At 40.3% G+C, this 20,963-nt stretch carries 13 protein-coding genes and 1 CRISPR repeat array; of the genes, 12 read left to right on the plus strand and 1 reads right to left on the minus strand.

The annotated features are described in order from the left end of the window. The first annotated feature begins 37 nt into the window (after positions 1-37). The 7 genes from B4U84_RS12965 to purU all read left to right on the plus strand — a co-directional run bounded on the left by B4U84_RS12965 (position 38) and on the right by purU (position 11,373). Entirely contained in the window at positions 38-2,779 is a 2,742-nt protein-coding gene (locus tag B4U84_RS12965) for an amino acid adenylation domain-containing protein (RefSeq protein ID WP_131118345.1), read from the plus strand. A 327-nt stretch (positions 2,780-3,106) separates the two neighbouring features. After that, on the plus strand, positions 3,107-4,114 hold the full coding sequence (locus B4U84_RS12970) for an ABC transporter ATP-binding protein (RefSeq protein WP_131118936.1): 1,008 nt from the start codon (positions 3,107-3,109) through the stop codon (positions 4,112-4,114). Continuing rightward, entirely contained in the window at positions 4,115-4,927 is an 813-nt protein-coding gene (locus B4U84_RS12975) for an ABC transporter permease (RefSeq protein ID WP_131118347.1), read from the plus strand. A 219-nt stretch (positions 4,928-5,146) separates the two neighbouring features. Continuing rightward, positions 5,147-6,748, plus strand: a complete 1,602-nt coding sequence (locus B4U84_RS12980; RefSeq protein WP_131118349.1) for a GldG family protein — start codon at positions 5,147-5,149, stop codon at positions 6,746-6,748. A 191-nt stretch (positions 6,749-6,939) separates the two neighbouring features. Then, positions 6,940-7,560 (plus strand): DUF4340 domain-containing protein, encoded by a 621-nt coding sequence (locus B4U84_RS12985; RefSeq protein ID WP_131118351.1) that lies wholly within the window; start codon positions 6,940-6,942, stop codon positions 7,558-7,560. 49 nt (positions 7,561-7,609) lie between these two features. Then, positions 7,610-8,086 (plus strand): hypothetical protein, encoded by a 477-nt coding sequence (locus B4U84_RS31595; protein ID WP_242677617.1) that lies wholly within the window; start codon positions 7,610-7,612, stop codon positions 8,084-8,086. 185 nt (positions 8,087-8,271) lie between these two features. Beyond that, positions 8,272-9,838: a CRISPR direct-repeat array (repeat unit 36 nt; unit sequence GTTTACATCCCCTTTCGGGGCGACGTGATTGTAAAG). 680 nt (positions 9,839-10,518) lie between these two features. Next, a complete protein-coding gene (purU, locus tag B4U84_RS12995; RefSeq protein WP_131118353.1) occupies positions 10,519-11,373 on the plus strand; it encodes a formyltetrahydrofolate deformylase in 855 nt (284 codons plus the stop codon). A 72-nt stretch (positions 11,374-11,445) separates the two neighbouring features. Here the strand turns inward: purU and B4U84_RS13000 are convergent, their stop codons facing one another. Beyond that, positions 11,446-12,366, minus strand: coding sequence for a DMT family transporter (locus B4U84_RS13000; protein WP_131118355.1), 921 nt, complete (start codon positions 12,364-12,366; stop codon positions 11,446-11,448). Between the two features lie 705 nt (positions 12,367-13,071). Between B4U84_RS13000 and B4U84_RS13005 the strand changes: the two genes are divergently transcribed. The 5 genes from B4U84_RS13005 to B4U84_RS13025 all read left to right on the plus strand — a co-directional run bounded on the left by B4U84_RS13005 (position 13,072) and on the right by B4U84_RS13025 (position 20,629). Further along, entirely contained in the window at positions 13,072-13,422 is a 351-nt protein-coding gene (locus tag B4U84_RS13005) for a hypothetical protein (protein WP_131118357.1), read from the plus strand. Between the two features lie 896 nt (positions 13,423-14,318). After that, complete coding sequence (locus B4U84_RS13010) at positions 14,319-14,921, plus strand: helix-turn-helix domain-containing protein (RefSeq protein WP_131118940.1); 603 nt, start codon at positions 14,319-14,321, stop codon at positions 14,919-14,921. Positions 14,922-14,943: 22 nt separating this feature from the next. Beyond that, positions 14,944-17,988, plus strand: coding sequence for an ABC transporter transmembrane domain-containing protein (locus B4U84_RS13015; RefSeq protein WP_131118359.1), 3,045 nt, complete (start codon positions 14,944-14,946; stop codon positions 17,986-17,988). Between the two features lie 179 nt (positions 17,989-18,167). Then, a complete protein-coding gene (locus tag B4U84_RS13020) occupies positions 18,168-19,715 on the plus strand; it encodes a beta-barrel domain-containing protein (RefSeq protein WP_131118361.1) in 1,548 nt (515 codons plus the stop codon). A 134-nt stretch (positions 19,716-19,849) separates the two neighbouring features. Continuing rightward, positions 19,850-20,629 carry a peptidylprolyl isomerase gene (locus tag B4U84_RS13025; RefSeq protein WP_017312894.1) on the plus strand — a complete coding sequence of 260 codons (780 nt, stop codon included), beginning with the start codon at positions 19,850-19,852 and terminating at the stop codon, positions 20,627-20,629. Positions 20,630-20,963: the final 334 nt, after the last annotated feature.

The following is a 20,963-nucleotide window of genomic DNA, read 5'->3' on the forward strand; positions in this document are numbered from 1 at the left end:
CTGTATTAAGTTATAAATCACTATAATTTTATCAAAGATGGAAATAATAAACTTTATAGATGATTCTCTAGAAGTCGAAGAACAAAAATATTCTTGGGAAAGATGCTTAGATAGTGTTTCTGATCTTTCTCTGCTGAGTCCAGAAGAAAAACAAAAAATATTATTTACATGGAATCAGACAGAAACTAATTATGATTTGTCGATTTGTCTACATGAGTTATTTGCAGCACAGGTAGAGAAAACACCAGATGCAAAAGCTCTCAAGTTTGCTGATCAAGAATTGAGTTATCATCAGTTAAATTGTCGGGCGAATCAACTCGCTCACTATTTGCAATCTTTGGGAATTGCAACCGAAGATTTAGTTGGAATTTGTGTGGAACGTTCTCTAGAAATGGTTGTGGGGTTATTGGGAATTCTCAAAGCGGGTGCGGCTTATGTTCCAATTGATCCTGGATATCCTCAAGAACGTTTAGCATATATGTTGGCAGATTCCCAGGTGTCGGTGTTGTTGACTCAAAGTCATTTAGTCGATAATTTACCAACACGTCCAACCCACACAATCTGCTTGGATACTGACTGGGATCAGATTTCTCAATATAGCGATCGCAATCCTGACAATACAGCGACACCAGAAAATCTCGCTTATGTAATTTACACTTCTGGTTCTACTGGTAAACCTAAAGGAGCGATGAATACCCATCGCGGTATCTGCAATCGTCTGTTATGGATGCAAGATGCTTATCAACTCACTCAACAAGATCGGGTTCTGCAAAAAACTCCCTTTAGTTTTGATGTCTCTGTCTGGGAATTCTTTTGGCCGTTGATTACCGGGGCGCGGCTGATTATAGCACAACCAGGTGGACACAAGGATAGTTCTTATCTGATTCATACAATTATCGAAGAAGAAATTACCACATTACATTTTGTCCCTTCGATGTTGCAAGTATTTTTGCAAGCTAAAGGAGTGGAAAATTGTCAGTCATTAAAACGGGTAATTACTAGTGGTGAAGCTTTACCTGTGAGTCTGCAAGAACGGTTTTTTGAACGTTTGGGATGTGAACTGCACAATCTTTATGGTCCTACAGAAGCAGCGATCGATGTTACGTTTTGGCAGTGTCAACCTCAAAGTCAATATCAAACAGTACCGATTGGTCGTCCCATCGCTAATACTCAAATATATATATTAGACCAACATTTGCAACCTGTGCCTGTGGGTGTTGTGGGTGAACTTTATATTGGTGGTGTGGGAGTTGCCAGAGGTTACTGGCGTCGTCCAGAATTAACTACAGAAAGATTTGTATCTAATCCCTTTGCAACGGGACAAATGTATAAAACTGGTGACTTGGCGCGTTATTTACCTGATGGTAATATCGAGTATGTTGGCAGAATTGACGATCAAGTCAAAATTCGTGGTTTTCGGATTGAGTTGGGAGAAATTGAGAGTACGCTGACGCAACATTCCCAGATTAGTCAAGCTGTGGTTGTCGCCCAGACAGATAATTTAAATAATAAGCATTTAATTGCTTATATTGTTCCCCAGGGAGAACCACCCACACCAACCCAACTGCGGAATTTCCTTCAGGGTAAGCTACCTGAATTCATGGTTCCCTCAGCTTTTGTCTGCTTAAATTCCTTTCCTCTCACTCCTAGTGGAAAAATAGACAGGCGATCGCTTCCTAAACCTGATTTCTCTAACTTAATCACTCATGAAGATTTTACGCCTGCACGCAATGATTTAGAGAGAAAAATCGCGCAGATTTGGTCAGAAATTTTACAGATTTCGGAAATTGATATTAGAGATAACTTTTTTGAGATTGGTGGTAATTCCCTTTTAGCATTACATTTAATGAATGCCATCGAACAAAAATTTGGTCGAGAGTTAGCACTGTCAACTTTACTTACTAATAACTCAATTGAAAAGCTAGCAGAAATTCTACAAAACCCCACAGATATTTTCCCCAATTCACCTATAGTAGCAATTCAGCCCAAAGGTACAAAACGTCCTTTTTTCTGCATCCATCCAGCCGGCGGACATGTACTTTGCTATTTTAGTTTGGCGCATTATTTAGGCACTGACCAGCCATTTTATGGTTTACAAGCACAGGGTTTTTATGGTGAAGAAGAACCACTAACTACAGTTGTAGAAATGGCTAGGCTTTATGCTCAAGCTATACAAACAATTCAACCCACAGGGCCATATCAAATTGGTGGTTGGTCGTTTGGTGGTGTAGTTGCTTATGAAACGGCTCAACAACTACACCAACAAGGAAAAGAAGTTTCCTTACTAGCAATTTTAGATTCTTATGTGCCAATTCTGTTAGATAAAAATAAAAAAATTGATGATGTTTATTTAGTTGGTGTACTATCCCGTGTATTTGGCGGGATGTTTGGTCAAGATAATCTGATTTCACTAGCGGAAATCGAAAATTTGAGTGTGGAAGAAAGTTTAAATTACATCATCGAAAAAGCACGCCAAGCCAAAATTTTCCCACCAGGAGTAGAACGTCACAATAATCGCCGCATTTTAGATGTTTTAGTCGGAACATTAAAAGCCACTTATTCTTATGAACGTTGTCCCTATCCTGGCAAAGTTACTATTTTTAGAGCCAGAGAAAAACATATCATGGCTCCTGATCCTACTTTAGTTTGGGTAGAATTATTTTCAGTTTTGGCTGCGGAGGAAATTGAAATTCATAATGTCCCTGGTAATCACTATTCATTTGTTTTAGAACCTCACGTCCAAGCTTTAGCTGAAAGTTTGCAGAAATGTTTGTGCTGATACAAGATCCCCGACTTCTTTGAGGATGCAGCTGGCGAATAGGGGGTCAAACCCCTCGTGCGCCCACAAATTGGTTGTAGAGACGCTTCAAACAGCGCGTCTCTACATCTGGTGGAATGACGAAAAATCGTCGGTGAGGGGTGTCACCCCTGATTCGCCAGCTGTATCCTTTGAGAAGTCGGGGATCTGGGATTCCGTATTTTCTCACGAATCTGAAAAATAACGATCGCCCCAATCAGCTTTTTTGCACAAATCACTTAAAATGTAAAGACCCGGTTTGCCATCAGCTAGAAACCGGGTTTCTTTATGTATGATTCGTCTAGACCAATGATTGAAGTCGATCATCTCAGTAAAACATACGGTTCAACTCAAGCAATTACCGATGTGACTTTTAATGTCGAACCAGGGGAAATTCTGGGGTTTTTGGGACCGAATGGTGCTGGTAAAACTACGACGATGCGAATTTTAGCCGGTTATTTACCTGCAACAAGCGGTACAGCTAGAATTGCTGGTTTTGATGTTCATGAACAATCTTTGTTGGTGCGCCAAAGAATCGGTTATTTACCAGAGACACCACCGTTATATCCAGAAATGACGGTGGAAGGATTTTTGTATTTTGTGGCGCGGATTAAAGGAGTGTCAGCAGGCGATCGCACTACTAAAGTTACTGCTGCAATTGAACGCTGCAATTTGCAAGACAAACGTCACGTCATTATTCGTAAACTATCTAAAGGATATAGACAGCGTGTTGGTATTGCTCAAGCGATCGTTCATGACCCACCAGCGATAATTCTAGACGAACCAACCGTTGGACTCGATCCTCGACAAATTATTGAGGTGCGAAATTTAATCAAAAGCTTGGCTGGAACTCATACTATTATTCTTTCTACCCATATTTTGCCAGAAGTTAGTATGACCTGTAGCCGTGTTGCGATCATCAAAAGTGGGAAAGTGGTAGCAACAAACACTCCTGAACAACTCCTGACCCAGTTGACAAGTGGTTCTGGCTATGAGTTAGAAATCGGGGGCGAAGCAAATTTAGCTAAACAAGTATTACAAAATCTGCCCGGTGTGAGTCAGATAGAATCAATTCCTTTAGCAGCGATGCATGGTGTTTCTCCCAAAGACAATCGTGCTTATCTGCGAGTCATCTCCCACTCTGGTACGGAACCAGGTAAAGAGATCGCCGCAGCTTTGTTGCGTTCAGGATTTGATTTGTATGAAATGCGACGTGTCAGCGCCACACTCGAAGATGTATTCTTACAACTGACTACAGAAGAAAAGACTGTAGAATCAGAGACAAACTCAGCAGTTAATGAGGAGGAGGCGGCTTAAATGGGTGTCGTACTGAGTAACATTATTGCCATTTATCGCCGAGAATTACAGGGTTATTTTGTCTCGCCGTTAGCTTATGCGATCGCTGGCGTTTTTTGGTTTTTAGCTGGGTTATTTTTTATCTTAATTTTGATGGGGCCAGATGGTATTTTGGCAACAGTCACGGCTTTGGATTTACAAGGACAACAGTATGGAGTACCAGTTCCACCGATAGATGTACCTTATGAATTTGTCCGAGCATTTTTAGACCGGATGGGATGGCTGTTGTTGTTTATACTGCCGCTTTTTTCTATGGGACTTTATGCAGAAGAACGCAAGCGTGGAACTTTAGAGCTTTTGGCAACATCGCCGGTGACAAACTGGGCTGTAGCTGTGGGTAAATTATTAGGCGTAGTTACATTTTTTATTACCTTGATATTACCGTTGTTGGTGTTGGAAGCGATCGCTTTGAGCGCATCAACTCCACCGATACCTGCGACAATTCCTCTGTTGGGACATGTAGCATTAATTTTGCTCGCAGCAGCAATTTTATCTTTGGGAATGTTTATTTCTTCTTTAACAGACAGCACGATTTTAGCTGCTGTCCTCACTTTTGCTGTGATTTTATTACTACTGTTTGTAGATTTAATTGCTAAAACTATTAGTGGTCCAATCGGCGAAGCTTTGGGTTATTTGTCATTACTCAAACACTACAACAATCTCATTCAAGGAATTTTTGATAGTAGCAGCATCATCTTGTTTGGTAGTTACATTATCTTAGGGATATTTCTGACTGCACAATCAATTGATGCACTCCGCTTTCAACGACAGTAATTATTAGTCATTAGAGACGCGATGAATCGCGTCTGTACATTAGTAAAAATAAAATTATTGTAGGGTGTGTTAGGCGCATGTTTTGATCTATATTTTTCACGAAAAACATTATATGAGCGCCTAACGCACCACCAGATTATATGGTGCGTTAGGCTGAAGCCATAACGCACCCTACTTACTACTACTTACTACTTACTCAAAACCAACAATTAACTAATTATGAAAAGTATCTCTACAAAAAAAGTTTGGAAATATTTGATTTGGCCAGGTTTATTCTTAGTTGCAACTGGCTTAACAATTGGTGTTGTCTCAGAAAGTTGGGGAACTGTTCCTCTAGCATTTATTATTTGTGGAGCGGTCGTTATTGGCTTATGGTTAATATGGCAAAGCCAAGAAAGTAACTGGTGGGGACGCCGTTCGACTCAAGCTGGTACTAATGCTCTAATTGCAACTTTAGCAGTGTTAGCAATTTTAGGGTTAATTAATTTCTTGGCTAGTCGTTATGAATTCCGCGCAGACTTAACAGAAACTAAGTTGTTTACTCTTGCGCCTGAATCTAAGGAACTGGTAGAAAATTTAAAACAGCCCGTGAAAGTTTGGGTATTTGATGTTACTCAAAATCCCCAAGACCGAGAATTGTTGGAAAATTATCAAAAGCAAAACTCTCAGTTTAAATTTGAATACGCTGATCCGCAAGCTAAACCGGGGTTGACTGAGAAATTTGGCGTCAAAGATTTTGGAGAAGTGTATCTAGAATCTGGTGAAAAAAAGCAATTAGTGCAAGTTGTGAATGTTAGCGATCGCCTTTCTGAAATAAAATTAACTAACAGTCTGCAACAAATTACCAGTACCAGCACAACCAAAGTTTACTTCCTTCAAGGTCACGGCGAACATCAACTTACGGCGGGTGAAGGTGCGATTTTCCAAGCTTCTCAAGCATTGAGCAACAAAAATTATACTACCGCTCCACTCAATTTGATTGAGAAATCAACTGTTCCTAGTGATGCTAATGTTCTGGTGGTAGCTGGACCGAAGCGAGAATTATTTGATACTGAAGTCAAAGCTTTGCAAAACTATCTCAATCAAGGTGGAAATTTAGTCCTAATGATTGATCAAGGTGCAGACCCCAAACTTGATAGTTTGCTGACACAATGGGGTGTGAAGTTAGATAATCGTTTGGCAATTGATGTCTCTGGAAATGTCAACCTTGGTCCTGCTGTTCCCATTGTCACAGAATATGGTCAACATCCGATTACTAAAGATTTTGGTAACGGTATTTCTTTTTATCGTTTAGCCAGACCAGTTAATACTACTCCAGTACCAGGTATTGAAGCTACAAAATTACTCATCACCAAACCCTATCCTAATACTTGGGCAGAAAGCGACCTCAACAACGAAAACTTAGAATTCAATGAAGGAAAAGACCTCAAAGGACCTCTGACTTTAGGTGTAGCTTTAAAGCGGAAACTATCAACTTCAACCAAACCCACCCCTACACCAACAACATCTCCGACTCCCTCGCCAACTCCTACTCCCAGCAACTCAACCGCTACCGAATCACGTATGGTAGTTATCGGAGATTCAGATTTTGCCACAGATAATTCATTTACACAACAGCTAAATGGCGATGTATTTCTCAACTCCGTCAATTGGGCTAGTCAGCAGGATAGTCAACCCCTTTCGATTCGCCCCAAGGAACCAAAAAACCGCCGCATCAACTTAACAGCGTTACAAGCTAATGTTTTAGCTACATCTTCTCTGTTGATTTTACCTTTGATTGGGTTTGCAGTCGCAGGTATTTTATGGTGGTTGCGTAGATAACGGGAGCATCCCAAATGTTCAAAAAACCCACCTGCGATTGAAATCGCAGTCTCATAGTCAAAGTCTGCTTGAAGCAGACTACTTGATTTATTTGAGTCGTATAAAGGACGACTTGTGCTTTAGCTAAGGGTTTAAACCCAACAAATAACCAATAACCATTGTACAGACGCGATTAATCGCGTCTCTAAAAAATGAAATTACAGCGAACAACTTTAATCTTGATTATCTTAATGCTGGGTTTGGGTGGTTTTGTTTATTTTCATGAATTTTATTGGAAAACTCAGCAAGAGGAAATCAAAAATAAAAACCAGCAAATTTTCTCTTTTCAAGCTGATGATGTGCAGTCTTTGGCAGTTAAGACAAAAAGTGCGACTATTATTTTGGAACGCAACAAGAATTCTGAAGGTTCAAAATGGCGGATGACTTCTCCTCAACAAGTACCAGCTAATGATGCTATAGTTTCTTATTTAATGGATTTGTTAGTCAAAGGTGAAAGCGACCGCACTATTTCAACTCCTGTTAACCAATTAGGAGAATTTGGCTTAACTCCACCCCAAGCAACTATTGATATCAAACTCAAAAATCAGCAAAATCACCAGTTGCTTTTAGGGAAATCTGACTTTAATAATCGTTTTTTGTACGCCCAAGTTGATCCAAAGCCGAAACCAGAGGGTAACGTGGATGTGTTACTAGTATCTAAAGATTTTGGGAATGCAGTTAATCGAGAATTATCAGAATGGCAAGAAATTCCCAATCAGGGTGAAAGTACACCTTTACCCAGTTTGAATTTACCCACTCCGCCAAAAAAGTAAAAACTAATATTGCGCCAGAGAATAAATTCTCTGGTCAATTGTTTTACTGATGAGCGATCGCAATACGGTTCGGTTAAGAATTTTTCGTCATAATTTTGGATATGTAGAGACGCGATATATCGCGTCTCTACAGGATTTAAATGCCAATCGATTTGTCTTATCCGAACCGTATTGGGAGCGATCGCACTATGCTGAAGTTCCCCCAAATCCTTGTAGAGACGTGAAATTTCACGTCTCTACATTCTTTTTCACCAGAGATCTAAAGAACATCGCGACGTTTGTGGGTAACATCGCGACGTTTGTGGGTAACATCGCGACGTTTGTGGGTAACGTCGCGATGTTTGTGGGTAACGTCGTGACGTTTGTGGGTAACGTCGCGACGTTTGTGGGTAACGTCGCGCCGTTCATAAAGAACATCACGACATTTGTGGCTAACGTCGCGACGTTCTTTATGAATGAGACGACATTCGTCACAAACGTCAAAGCGATGGTGCAAAGTAGACGCTACGCGATCGCAAATAAATGATTAAAGTTATCGCGGTTCTTGGTTGAGTAAACTTTTAAAAAGCCACGTAGATGAAGAATTTTAATCCCCGTGAGGGGGTGAAGGTAATCTACGACATGAGCAACTGATAGTTACACCTATCCTCTTTCGGGGGGATGCGATCGTAAAGTACGGGCGAGACTCGGGCGATTTACGAATACTCAACTGTTTCCATCCCCTTTCGGGGCGATGTGATTGTAAAGCATTTGTCTGTTCCGAGTATGCGTTGCTTCTCAAGACGTTTCCATCCCCTTTCGGGGCGATGTGATTGTAAAGGTGAGAGCATGTGACGTAAGTATCGCCGTTATTATCGTTTACATCCCCTTTCGGGGCGACGTGATTGTAAAGTTGGAAGAAATCTTAGACGCAATAGGCTACCCTTCGTTTACATCCCCTTTCGGGGCGACGTGATTGTAAAGTACTGTCTACTGTACTAAGTTTTGTGGCTCAGAAAGTTTACATCCCCTTTCGGGGCGACGTGATTGTAAAGAAACCAGACTGTAAAACTCGTTGCAGAACTCATCGACGTTTACATCCCCTTTCGGGGCGACGTGATTGTAAAGGGGTTAACCATGTTAATAGCGGTTAGCCCGCTTTGGTTTACATCCCCTTTCGGGGCGACGTGATTGTAAAGGCGCCAATGAACTCATTAATCATTGGTGGAGCCTGGATTGTTTACATCCCCTTTCGGGGCGACGTGATTGTAAAGTCCAGCAGTCAAGAGGAAGCTATTGAAGACAATAAGTTTACATCCCCTTTCGGGGCGACGTGATTGTAAAGCATAATGTCTGAAGTCAATGTTCAGTTCATTTTACTAAAATGTTTACATCCCCTTTCGGGGCGACGTGATTGTAAAGTCAAGTATAGCTTTCAGCTATGCGGTGTAATCTTTTCAGTTTACATCCCCTTTCGGGGCGACGTGATTGTAAAGGCTAGTATGACCACTTCCACACAGACCATGCAACCGTTTACATCCCCTTTCGGGGCGACGTGATTGTAAAGATGGAAGAACGATTCGGAAAACAGGTCGTTATATGTGTTTACATCCCCTTTCGGGGCGACGTGATTGTAAAGATCCAGTATCTTTGGACAAAACCAGCAGCCCAAATATTTTTGTTTACATCCCCTTTCGGGGCGACGTGATTGTAAAGGTTTTGGCTGCGGCGGAACTGGCAAAGCTAACGTTTACATCCCCTTTCGGGGCGACGTGATTGTAAAGCCAGAATCTAAATCGTCTTGATTTTCTTGATTGTTAGAGTTTACATCCCCTTTCGGGGCGACGTGATTGTAAAGGGAACAGATCAACCGTTACCAACGGAGATAGTTCAAAACGTTTACATCCCCTTTCGGGGCGACGTGATTGTAAAGGAATGAAAAAAATTACTCTGGCGTCATTAACGTTAGCGTTTACATCCCCTTTCGGGGCGACGTGATTGTAAAGTGGAGACGGGTTTCCAAAGATGTTTGGGGTGGAGCTGTACAGGTTTACATCCCCTTTCGGGGCGACGTGATTGTAAAGTATGATTCTTCTTTTAACCCTTGGCTCTGCTTCGTTTACATCCCCTTTCGGGGCGACGTGATTGTAAAGGAAATTTTCCGATCATGAAACGCAACAAACTAAGAAAGTTTACATCCCCTTTCGGGGCGACGTGATTGTAAAGGAAAAGGCCCGTATTTTTTAATTTCGTTCTTCCAGGCGTTTACATCCCCTTTCGGGGCGACGTGATTGTAAAGAGTTCACATCTAGAAAGCTTACACAGACAGGGTTCTAGACCCCCTAATCGACACACCTCTGAAAAACGGAAAAAAAATTTCAGAAAATCATCGATTTTGCAGCCTGAAAACCTTGCTGCATAAGGCATCGACACACCTCAACGAAGTTATGCGGTTTTCAAGGTTCGGGCGAGGTGTGTCGATGAAACTCAACACACTTCAATTAGAGTATGACTTGCTGCTTTTATTTGTCAAGTAGAAATGCGTAGCAAGATCCCACAAGGTGATTTCGCGTCTCTGCTCCTGCGACACATCCAGTATACACAGCGCTAGTGTAAATATACAATATTATGAAATAATATCTAAAAAGGTACTGCAAATAAGAATTATTCGTACTAATATACAAATAAGAGAGGCGTTCCCACGACCAAGTAGACAACGCCTCTCCCACCCAACTATATTCAGTAAGGTCTTATTAATATGATGCCACAACCGATTCTTTGTCAAACACCTACAAGAGGCTTATTAAATCAGTGAACAGTTATCAGTGATCATAAACCCAAGAATAAATACACTACTCTTTACTGATAACTGATAACTGATAACTGATAAAAAGTCGGGGATCTGAGCAGCCGCTACGCGATCGCAAATAACGATAAAATTTGTCGCAGTTCTGGAGTTAATCCAAAATCTCAAATCGAATGACAAGTCCGACAGCAACATTGTTAATATCTTGTCCCGATCAACAGGGACTTGTAGCGAAGTTCGCCAATTTTATCTATGCTAATGGTGGTAATATTATCCATGCAGACCAACACACAGACTTTGCAGCTGGGTTATTTCTCACACGCTTAGAGTGGCAATTAACAGGATTTAATTTACCACGGGAATTTATCGCACCTGCTTTTAATGCGATCGCTCAACCACTAAATGCAAAATGGGAACTGCACTTTTCTGATACTGTTCCCCGTATAGCCATCTGGGTGAGTAAACAAGACCATTGTTTATTTGACTTAATTTGGCGACACCGCGCCAAAGAATTTACTGCTGAAATTCCCTTAATGATCAGCAATCATCTTCAACTTCAGGAAGTCGCAGAACAATTTGGGATTGACTATCATCACATTGGTGTGAATAAAGATAATAAATTAGAACAAGAATCCAAACAACTAGAATTATTGCAGCAATACAAGATAGATGTAGTTATCTTGGCAAAATATATGCAAATTCTCAGCGCTGATTTTATTGCTAAATTTCCCCAAATTATTAATATTCACCACTCTTTTTTACCAGCATTTGTCGGCGCTAATCCTTATCATAAAGCTTTTGAACGTGGTGTCAAAATCATTGGCGCAACAGCTCATTATGTCACCTCTGATTTAGATGCAGGCCCAATTATTGAACAAGATGTAGTCCGAGTTAGCCACCGTGATGAAGTTGAAGATTTAATTAGAAAAGGCAAAGATTTAGAAAGAGTTGTCTTAGCAAGAGCGGTGCGATCGCATTTACAAAATCGCGTGCTAGTATATGGCAACCGCACAGTAGTATTTGAGTGATTTCTTACTTGGTGTCTTAGTGCCTTGGTGGTAAGCATTTTAAACCACAAAGACTTCAAGACACAAAGATTTTTAATTCAAATAAAACAATAATCCAATTCCCGCGATCGCGATGATCACACCTGCGATCGCTCTCCAGCTAACTTTTTCGCCTAACCAAATCCCAATGGGGATAATAAACACCGGACTAGTTTGCAGCAAGGTAGAAGCAATCCCTGCAACGGTGAATTTTAAAGCAATCTGCTGTAACCAAATTCCTAAGTAAGTTCCGCAAAATGCAGCAAAAATAATTGCTGGTATGAGTCCTGTAGATCGCCAGTCAGAGTACGATATTGTTCTATTTTTGGGCTGAAAAAACAAACCCCAAAGCAGCAAAATTAATACACCAGCACTCAACCGCAACAAAGCAGCCCACAAAGGACTAATATTTGTATTACTAAAAGCTGCACGCGAAAACAAAGCTCCCAGAGCATTAGCGATCGCTGCTAACACTCCAAACCCAATTCCCCACCATAGACGCATTGCAGCACCAGAAACTCTTCCCCCATCTCCCCCATCTTCAGGAGTCCGTTCTGTTACCACCCAAGCAACTCCCAAAATTGTCAGCAAAATCCCACACCAAGCACTCAAATTCAGCTTTTCCTGCAAAAAAATCATTCCCCCAATCGCTGTGATTGGTGGCGCTAAGGTTCCCATGAGTAAAGCGCGACGTGGTCCCAAAGTATTAATAGAAGCAAAGAAGACTGTATCACCCAAACCAATCCCTACTACACCACTGAGGAAAATCAAACAAAGGGGAGTGGGGGGAATGTTGGGAAATAATTCGCCACTCAGAACAATGGTGAGTAAAAGCAGAGCGATCGCAACTATACCTTTCATAAAGTTGAGTTGCACAGGTGGGATACGCTCACCCAAACGTCCATACACCACAGATGCGATCGCCCACAAACAAGCAGCAGACAAAGCTGCTATTTCACCCTGAAAACTTGTCATTCGATTTTAGATTTTTGATTGTAGATGGGCTGGCAAGTTTAACAAATTATTAAAAATAATATTTACCCCTTCCCAAACACGCAAAAAATTTCATATTTTAGGATTAATACTCTTATTAACTTTAGCACTCAATGCACCCAACTGCTAAATTTTTGATGGATAAACATTAGCACTCAAAACAATAAGGTGCTAATTTATCTAGTTTTCAAGACATCCCATATAAAGTACTAGAATACTGAAAATAAATATTTTTTTCAGTTAATAATAAGAACAACATATGTAGGGTGCGTTGTCGCGCAGCGCAACGCACCTTGAATTCTTGACTGTGCGTTATGCCGTAGGCTAACGCACCCTACATTTAAATCTCTTAACATAGCTATAAATATTAGCGCCAACTTACTTAAGTAATACCAATTTAATATGAAGACGCATACAAAGACCCCTAAGCACAAGCGCGGAGGGGTTAGGGGAGGGATAAAATTCGGGAGCAGCTTCACGAAGAATTGGTATAAGTCGGATGGAATAAAAATAGCGATAATTACGAGAATTAAACATACCTCAAACTAGAGACGCGAGAAACATCACGTCTCTACTAATAACCAATAACCAATGACAAATAACCATTGTACAGACGCGATAAATCGCGTCTCTACCAATGACAAATGACTTACTTAATTTCCAAACTTCCATATTGAGGGAACAGCGATGAAATACACTTTTGATATTGTTGGAGTATCTCAAGTTTTACAGTTTTTTCATCATCAACAAAAAACTTTGCACAAACCCCAACATCAAGGTGTGGAATATATAGCGACCCATACATGTACCTTAGATGCATTTCTAGAATCTGTGGAGCCAGTACCACCAAAATGGAATTGGGATAAGGATGAGGTGGTGAGTACAGTGATAGATTTTTGGATGCAGAATTCTGATAGTATTTGTTATTGGAAAGCACGTTTAATGGATGCTGGCACTGATAATTTACTGATAGCAAGAGTGGCAGATATCAAAGCTTTAAAAGTGGAATTGGAATCTTTGCTAGGTGGAAATTTGTAGAGACTAGTGGTCTGTCGCATAAATTCTGAGGGGTTACGAGGAGACAGAACCCCGACTTTTTTCAAAAGTCGGGGATCTTACAGCCCAGCAAATTAATGGGACAGACCACTAGCAGGTGCAACCTTTGTAGATTTCTGAAAGATTGCGATCAGCAACAATGACCAATGACACTTGACCAATGACCAAGTACCCCACTCCTTAATCCCCTAAGCGCACGCGCTTAGGGGCAATTTTGGCGTTAGACAAAACCGGGCTGGGGTTCAGAGGGAATCACCGGAGAGTGTCAAATATCTTTAAGCTTGAATTGCAGATGTAATCGTTCACCAATAGTAGTAAAATAAGTATATTTGCCGCATCTACCTTGGTACATTCTCAAGCCACGCGCAGTGTACCAAAATTTATTGATTATTCTGTGTCAAATGTTTATCCCTGTCTTTCCACTTAAGAAGACAGAAACATTTTGATGCCAATAGTACTGATGCAATCGTAAACTATGGATGCTACTTACGTAACAATAGTTAGTGATATGTGTCAGGTTTTTGTGAAAACTTTGTAAAATAGTTTGCTTTTTGGTGAAAAATTCCTTAGCCTTTGATAAAGATATTGTAAAACTTCTACACCGACAAAACACTCAGTCTGGAAATCGATTAGCCTGTATGGAAGAGTACAATGACCCAAGTCATGTAGCAAATTTCTTCTAAATTTTCATCTATAAATACAAGGTTCTGACAAATGAAATCATATATGGCAATGTTGAAACTTATACAAAATACAAGTTTTATTTGTTGAGAGACTAAAGTTTATTAAAGAACTATTTAGAACTCGGTAAAAATTTTGTAAAAAAATATGTGATCAATTTTACTTGCCTAGAGTTGAGTCCAACTGGTGATAATATTATGCAGAACCGTTCTAGTAACAACAATGTCTTAGAAAGCTATGACAACAAAGAGAGTAAATTTTTAACGCCCTTTCAGCGAAAACTACTACTCAAAAATTTGCAAACTGATTTACAGCCAGAATATAGACGCAGGCTAGAAATCATGTTGCTAGCAGACACGGGAAAAAGTCAGGCTGAGATATGTCGGATTTTGGGTTGCTCTCAGGAGATGGCACGGTATTGGATTGCTATGGTACAAGCAGGCCTAGCACACCAATGGAATGAACGGGCAAAAGGCAGACCAAAAACTGTTAACAAGCAATATCTTGAAAGATTGCAAGAACTGGTAACACATAGCCCGCGTGATTATGGTTATGCGTTTAGCAGTTGGACAGCCCAATGGTTAAGCAAACACCTAGCTTTTGAACTAGGAATTGAGATTAGCGATCGCCACATAAACCGACTCCTTAAACAGAAAGGGCTGTCTACCAAACAACAATATCAAAAAAGCAAACAACAAACTGACCAGTTCCAAAACGCTGGAATTCAGATTTGTGATTTGCAATCTAACAGTGAATTGAACGTTGATTGCTCATTAAACTTAATGAAAATCAGCAACTAAATATATTTTGTGAGGTACGGAAATGCCATCAGTATTTGACCAGCAACAGCTCGGTCAAACGCTCACCCGTGTTTTGGGTGAAAAGCTTGCTAATCAAGAAATGCAAAGCTGCATCAAGGCGGTAGAAATAATCAAACCGCCCGTAGCAAAGCTTTTTTGGCAAGCGACGACAGGAAAAGCAGGAATTTATCTTGTCTTAACGGGTAAAGTGCGGCTATTAGATCGCTCAAACAACTTAATTACCACCCTCAATCCCGGAGAAGGATTTGGTGAAGCGAGTTTGTTTGCAAAAGAACAATGGCTTCCCTATGCTGCTAGAGCTTCTTCTAACTTGCAAATTGCTTATTTGCCAAGCGACGTTTTGCAAGGTTTGATCAGTAAGCATCCTCGGATTAGCGATCGCCTCAGAAAACAAGCAGAAATGTGGGATTTAATGCTCACTTTGCTGCATCAATATCAAGAACAAAACAGTACCTCTGGTGAAGGTATACTCCAAGCCTTATCTGTATTTGAGCGACATGATTTAGAATTGGGCAGTGTTGACGCCAAACTCCGCCAAGATAGTAAACTGTGGCTGGTGCATCGGGGAGAATTACAACATCCCGATGGTCGTTTTTTAACTGCTGGAAACATCTATGAAATATCCCGCGCGGACGATTTGCAGGTTACACAACCAAAAACAATTGCATATACTCTCAGTCATGGAAATTGGGAAATAGCTCTGCAACACTGGTCTGACTTAGCCCAATTAATTGACTCAAAAGCTGGTTCAGCTACGACACAAAGACCTATTGAGAACAGAAAAGTCATTCCTTTTCCCTCAACAGAATCGTCCACAGCACCAAAACCAAAAAAACGCCAATCTTATTTTCCCAGTCCCCAAGTAAGATTTGGGCAACTTTGGGGACACATCATTCGGCGCTATCCTTTTTCCGCTCAACAAAGCGCCTCGGATTGTGGTGCAGCTTGCTTGGTAATGATTAGTCGTTATTGGGGCAAGCAGTTTAGTATTAGTTTATTGCGAGATTTAGCCAGCACTAACCGTAGTGGTGCTTCCATCAAAGGTCTAGTCGCCGCAGCAGAAAGTATCGGCTTTTCTACCCGACCTGTAAAAGCTAGTCTCAATCAATTAGGACAACAATCATTACCAGCAATTGCCCATTGGGAAGGCAAACATTATATAGTTGTCTACGAAATCAACAAAAAGCAAGTCATTGTCTGCGATCCCGCAATTGGACAACGTAGTCTCACCCACGAAGAATTCCAAGCTAATTGGACGGGCTATGCGTTGTTATTGGAACCAACAGTCGGATTAAAAGAAACTCCAGAAGCCAATCAACCATTTTGGCGATTTTTTGATTTAGTCAAACCTCATACAGTTGTATTGGTAGAGGTGTTTGTTGCTTCGGTCTTGATTCAGTTATTTGGGTTAATAACACCACTATTTACTCAACTACTATTGGATCGAGTCGTTGTCCAAGGTAGCACCTTGACCTTAAACGCTGTCGGTTTGGGGTTAATTATTTTTGGTTTATTTCGTGTCGCCATCAGCGCCCTACGACAATATTTATTAGATCATACAGCTAACCGGATAGGCGTCGCCTTAATGGTGGGTTTTATTAAACACACTTTTCGTTTACCTTTAGCATTCTTTGAATCTCGATACGTTGGTGATATTGTTTCTCGCGTCCAAGAAAACCAAAAAATTCAGCGCTTTTTAACAGGAGAAGCACTGACAATTGTTCTGGATTTATTAACAGTATTTATCTACATCGGATTGATGTTTTGGTATAGTTGGCAACTAGGATTACTGGTGCTTTTAGTTGTACCACCATTTGTTTTAGTTGCGCTGATTGCCACACCTTTTTTACGCTTAATATCCAGAGAAATTTTTACGAGTTTAGCAAAAGAAAGTAGCTACCTGATCGAATCACTAACCGGGATTCGGACAATCCGTTCCATGGCGATTGAGCAGACAGTCCGCTGGCGTTGGGAAGAACTGCTCAATCAATCAGTGAAAAAGAATTTTGCCGGTCAAGTGATTGGTGTACGATTGCAACTTGTAAGTACTACCATTGAAACTTTAGCAACCACAATTTTACTTTGGTTTGGCGCATGGCAAGTCATCCAAAACCAACTAACGATTGGGCAATTAGTTGCTTTTAATATGTTGTTGGGTCAGGTAATTCAGCCTTTTCGACGATTAATTGTCCTGTGGAATCAACTACAAGAAGTAGTGATTTCTACAGAACGGATTAACGATGTTCTGGAAGCCGAACCAGAAGAAGACTTAAGCACCTCAGCCAAGCAAATGCTTCCCGAAATGATTGGTAGTGTTCGCTTTGCGGGAGTAACTTTCCGTTATCATGCCGACAGTGAATATAACATCCTGGAAAATCTTAGCTTTGAAATCAAGCCAGAACAAACAGTAGCCCTTGTTGGACGTAGTGGTTCTGGGAAAACCACCCTCTCAAAACTCATATTAGGTTTATACCCACCGACAGATGGCAAAATCTTAATCGATGAGCAGGATATCACATCTGTTTCTTTGCGATCGCTACGACAACAAATCGGAGTAGTTGACCAAGATACCTTTTTGTTTGGTGGAACTATTCGCGAAAACCTGAGCATTGCTCACCCCCAAGCCACCCTAGAAGATATTATCCAAGCTGCAACCATTGCTGGTGCAGATGAATTTATTCGCCGACTACCGATGGGTTATGAAACTCAAATTGGTGAAGGTGGTGGTTTGCTCTCTGGTGGACAACGCCAACGACTGGCGATCGCCAGAGCTTTAGTTGGTAATCCCCGCTTATTAATTTTTGATGAAGCGACGAGTCATTTGGATACAGAATCAGAGCGGATCATTCAAAACAATCTCAAAACGATTCTGACTGGGCGTACAAGTATTATTATTGCTCATCGCCTCTCAACAATTCGCAATGCGGATTTAATTCTGGTTTTGGATCGTGGTGTGTTGATAGAAAGCGGTACTCATGATGAATTGATCAACGCCAAAGGACATTATTTTTATCTCAACCAACAACAACTTGCTCAGGTTGGTTAAGATGCAAATTTTTCCTTTTCCTAACCTTTATTCAAACCAAGGGTGCAAACAAGATATAGTACCAAATAATTTCTCTCAAGGTACAGAGCAAGCAAATTTCATGAGTTGGGTCAATTCCATTTTCCAAAGTCCAAAATCCAAAATCCAAAATCCAAAATTGTTTGACAGGGTACACAAGTATGGCTAATTTATCCAACAACTTACCGTCCATATCGGCAAACAATCAAACAAATGGACGTCGTAATAGATCCGCTGAAGATAGGGAATTCGAGCAAGCAAATTTTGCAGAAACAGAAGCAAATGATTGGTATTATGGCACAGAAGAACTTTTAGATGCCTTACCCAAGCGTTGGACACGTTCTTCACTATATTTTTTAGTCAGTTTTGCTGTTGTCGTTTTACCTTGGGCAGCATTTTCTCAAGTGGATGAAACAGGAAACGCCAGAGGACGGATAGAACCACTCGGAAAAACGCGAAAATTAGACAGTCAAGTTGGTGGTAGTGTTGTCGCCGTTAAGGTCAAAGAAGGAGATACAGTTAGAGCCGGACAAGTTTTAGTTGAGTTGGAATCAGATGTGCTGCGAACTGATTTACAACAAGCAAAAACAAAGCTCGAAGGATATCAAAATCGGTTAGTACAATTTGAGTTACTTAAAAACCAGATACTCTTAACAAATAGCGTTCAACAACAACAAAATAAATCTCAAGAATTAGAAAAACTTTCACAAATCAATCAAGCACAGCAAGAGTTAAGTGCAAAAGAGAGTACTTATAACTCTCAAAAAATCGAAAAACTAGCTTTAGTTGATCAAGCAAAGCAGAATATTTCTAGTACCCAGACTCTTAATGAAATAGCTAAAATTCGTTTATCTCAGGATCTCAACGAGGCTCAACGTTTTCAAAGATTGCTAAATGAAGGCGTTGTTCCTCAAACGAAAGTTGTAGAAGTAACAAAGGAAGCACAAGAAAGTCAACAATTACAAGCAAAAGCTCAATCTGATGCCAAACAAGCCGAATTAAGTTACAAAGAAGAAGCTAGTCGTTATCAAACTGTAATTAACCAAGCAAAAGCAGAGATTGAACAAGCTAAACTACGTTTGCAAGAACAGCGCAGTAGTTATTCAAGTGTAGTGGAAGCAGGAAGAATAGCTGTTCTCAAAAATCAGCAACAACTCAAAGATTTACAATCACAAGTTGCTGAGTTGCGATCGCTCATCGCTCAGAGTCGAAGCGAAATTCTATCATTAAATATTCAGTTACAGCAACGTGTTATTAGATCGCCAATTAATGGTGTAATTTATGAATTGCCGATAGAAAAACCCGGCGCTGTCGTCCAAGCTGGTCAAGAAGTTGCTCAAATTGCACCTAGTAATTCTGATTATATACTCAAGGCACAAATGCCTAGCCAAGAAAGCGGTTTCTTAAAGGTGGGAATGCCTGTCAAAATTAAATTTGATGCCTATCCTTTCCAGGATTATGGAGTTGTCAAAGGAGAAGTGCGTTGGGTTTCACCAGATTCAAAAATTGTCGAAACTCCTCAAGGTAATATTGAAGTTTTTGATGTCGAAGTTACCTTAGATAAACCTTATATCCAAACAGGGGATAAACGTATTCTCCTCACCCCAGGTCAAACAGCAACCGCAGAGGTAATTGTTCGTCAACGTCGTCTGGCTGATTTTATTTTAGATCCGTTTAAGAAACTGGAAAAAGGTGGATTGGAGCTGTAGTTAATTATAGGCAATCACCATGTAATAATTAGCAGTTAGTTGCTATCATTAGCTATGAGTTATTTGAGAGATATTAACTGTTAAGCAACGATTGACTTGACGCAAACTTTGTAATTGGAATTCAGAATTTCACCATGTCGAAAGAGTTAAAAATTTCCAGCGTAGATATTTTGCAGCAAATCAAACTCTCCTGCCAAATTCCAGAATTAGTACAAGCGATCGCCAATCGCAAAATTGTTGCTGATGCTGCAAATCAAGCAGGGATAAAAATTGAAACCATAGAACTACAAAAAGCAGCAGATAATTTGCGTGTCGCTAATAAACTACTCAAAGCAGAAGACACTTGGGCATGGCTGAAAAAACATCATCTTGCAGTAGAAGAATTTGAACTATTAGCAGAAACGAATTTGCTTTCTGCAAAACTAGCAAATCATTTATTTGCTGATAAAGTTGAACCGTTCTTTTATGAAAATCAACTCAATTACATAGCTGCGGCTATCTATGAAGTTGTTTTAGATGACGAGGACTTAGCTCTAGAACTGTTTTATGCCCTTCAAGAAGGCGAAATTAGTTTTGCAGAAATCGCTCGTCAATACATTCAAAACCCAGATTTACGCCGTGCTGGTGGATATCTTGGTGTGAAAACTCGCACTGAATTACGTCCAGAAATTGCTGCGGCTGTTTTTGCTGGCAATCCACCAGGAGTAATTAAGCCTATTGTTACTCCCAAAGGAGTTCATTTAATCTGGGTGGAAGAAATCATTCAACCTCAATTAAGTGAGTTAATGCGACTCAAAATTCTCAGTGACTTATTTGCTAATTGGTTAAAACAACAAAGTTCTACATGCAATATCACTGTAGATTTAGACTCAGAGCATAATTCTTCAGCAAAAGAACTGTTGAAACAAGCTTAAATCTGGGAAAGTCAGATCCCCGACTTCTTAAAGAAGTCGGGGATCTTGTTGTCCACACTTGACAAGATTAAATATGCCAAATAATATAAAGTGGTGTTGTAAAAAGTTAAAACTTTTCGCAACACCGTAAATACCTTACCTTACACAAAAAAGAGTATTCAATTTTAGCTGAGATTTACTTGTGGTTGTAAAATAAAATTTTGTTTAACAACCACAGCAAATTTATATTCAGAAATTAGAGTGCAGCAACTGCGTTAATACCATATTGGATTAAGCCTACAAATGCATTTAACTTCTTGGTTTCAAAACCTTCTCCCAATACAGCTAGTCCACC

Source organism: Westiellopsis prolifica IICB1 (genome assembly GCF_004323185.1).
Lineage (GTDB): Bacteria > Cyanobacteriota > Cyanobacteriia > Cyanobacteriales > Nostocaceae > Pelatocladus > Pelatocladus prolificus_A.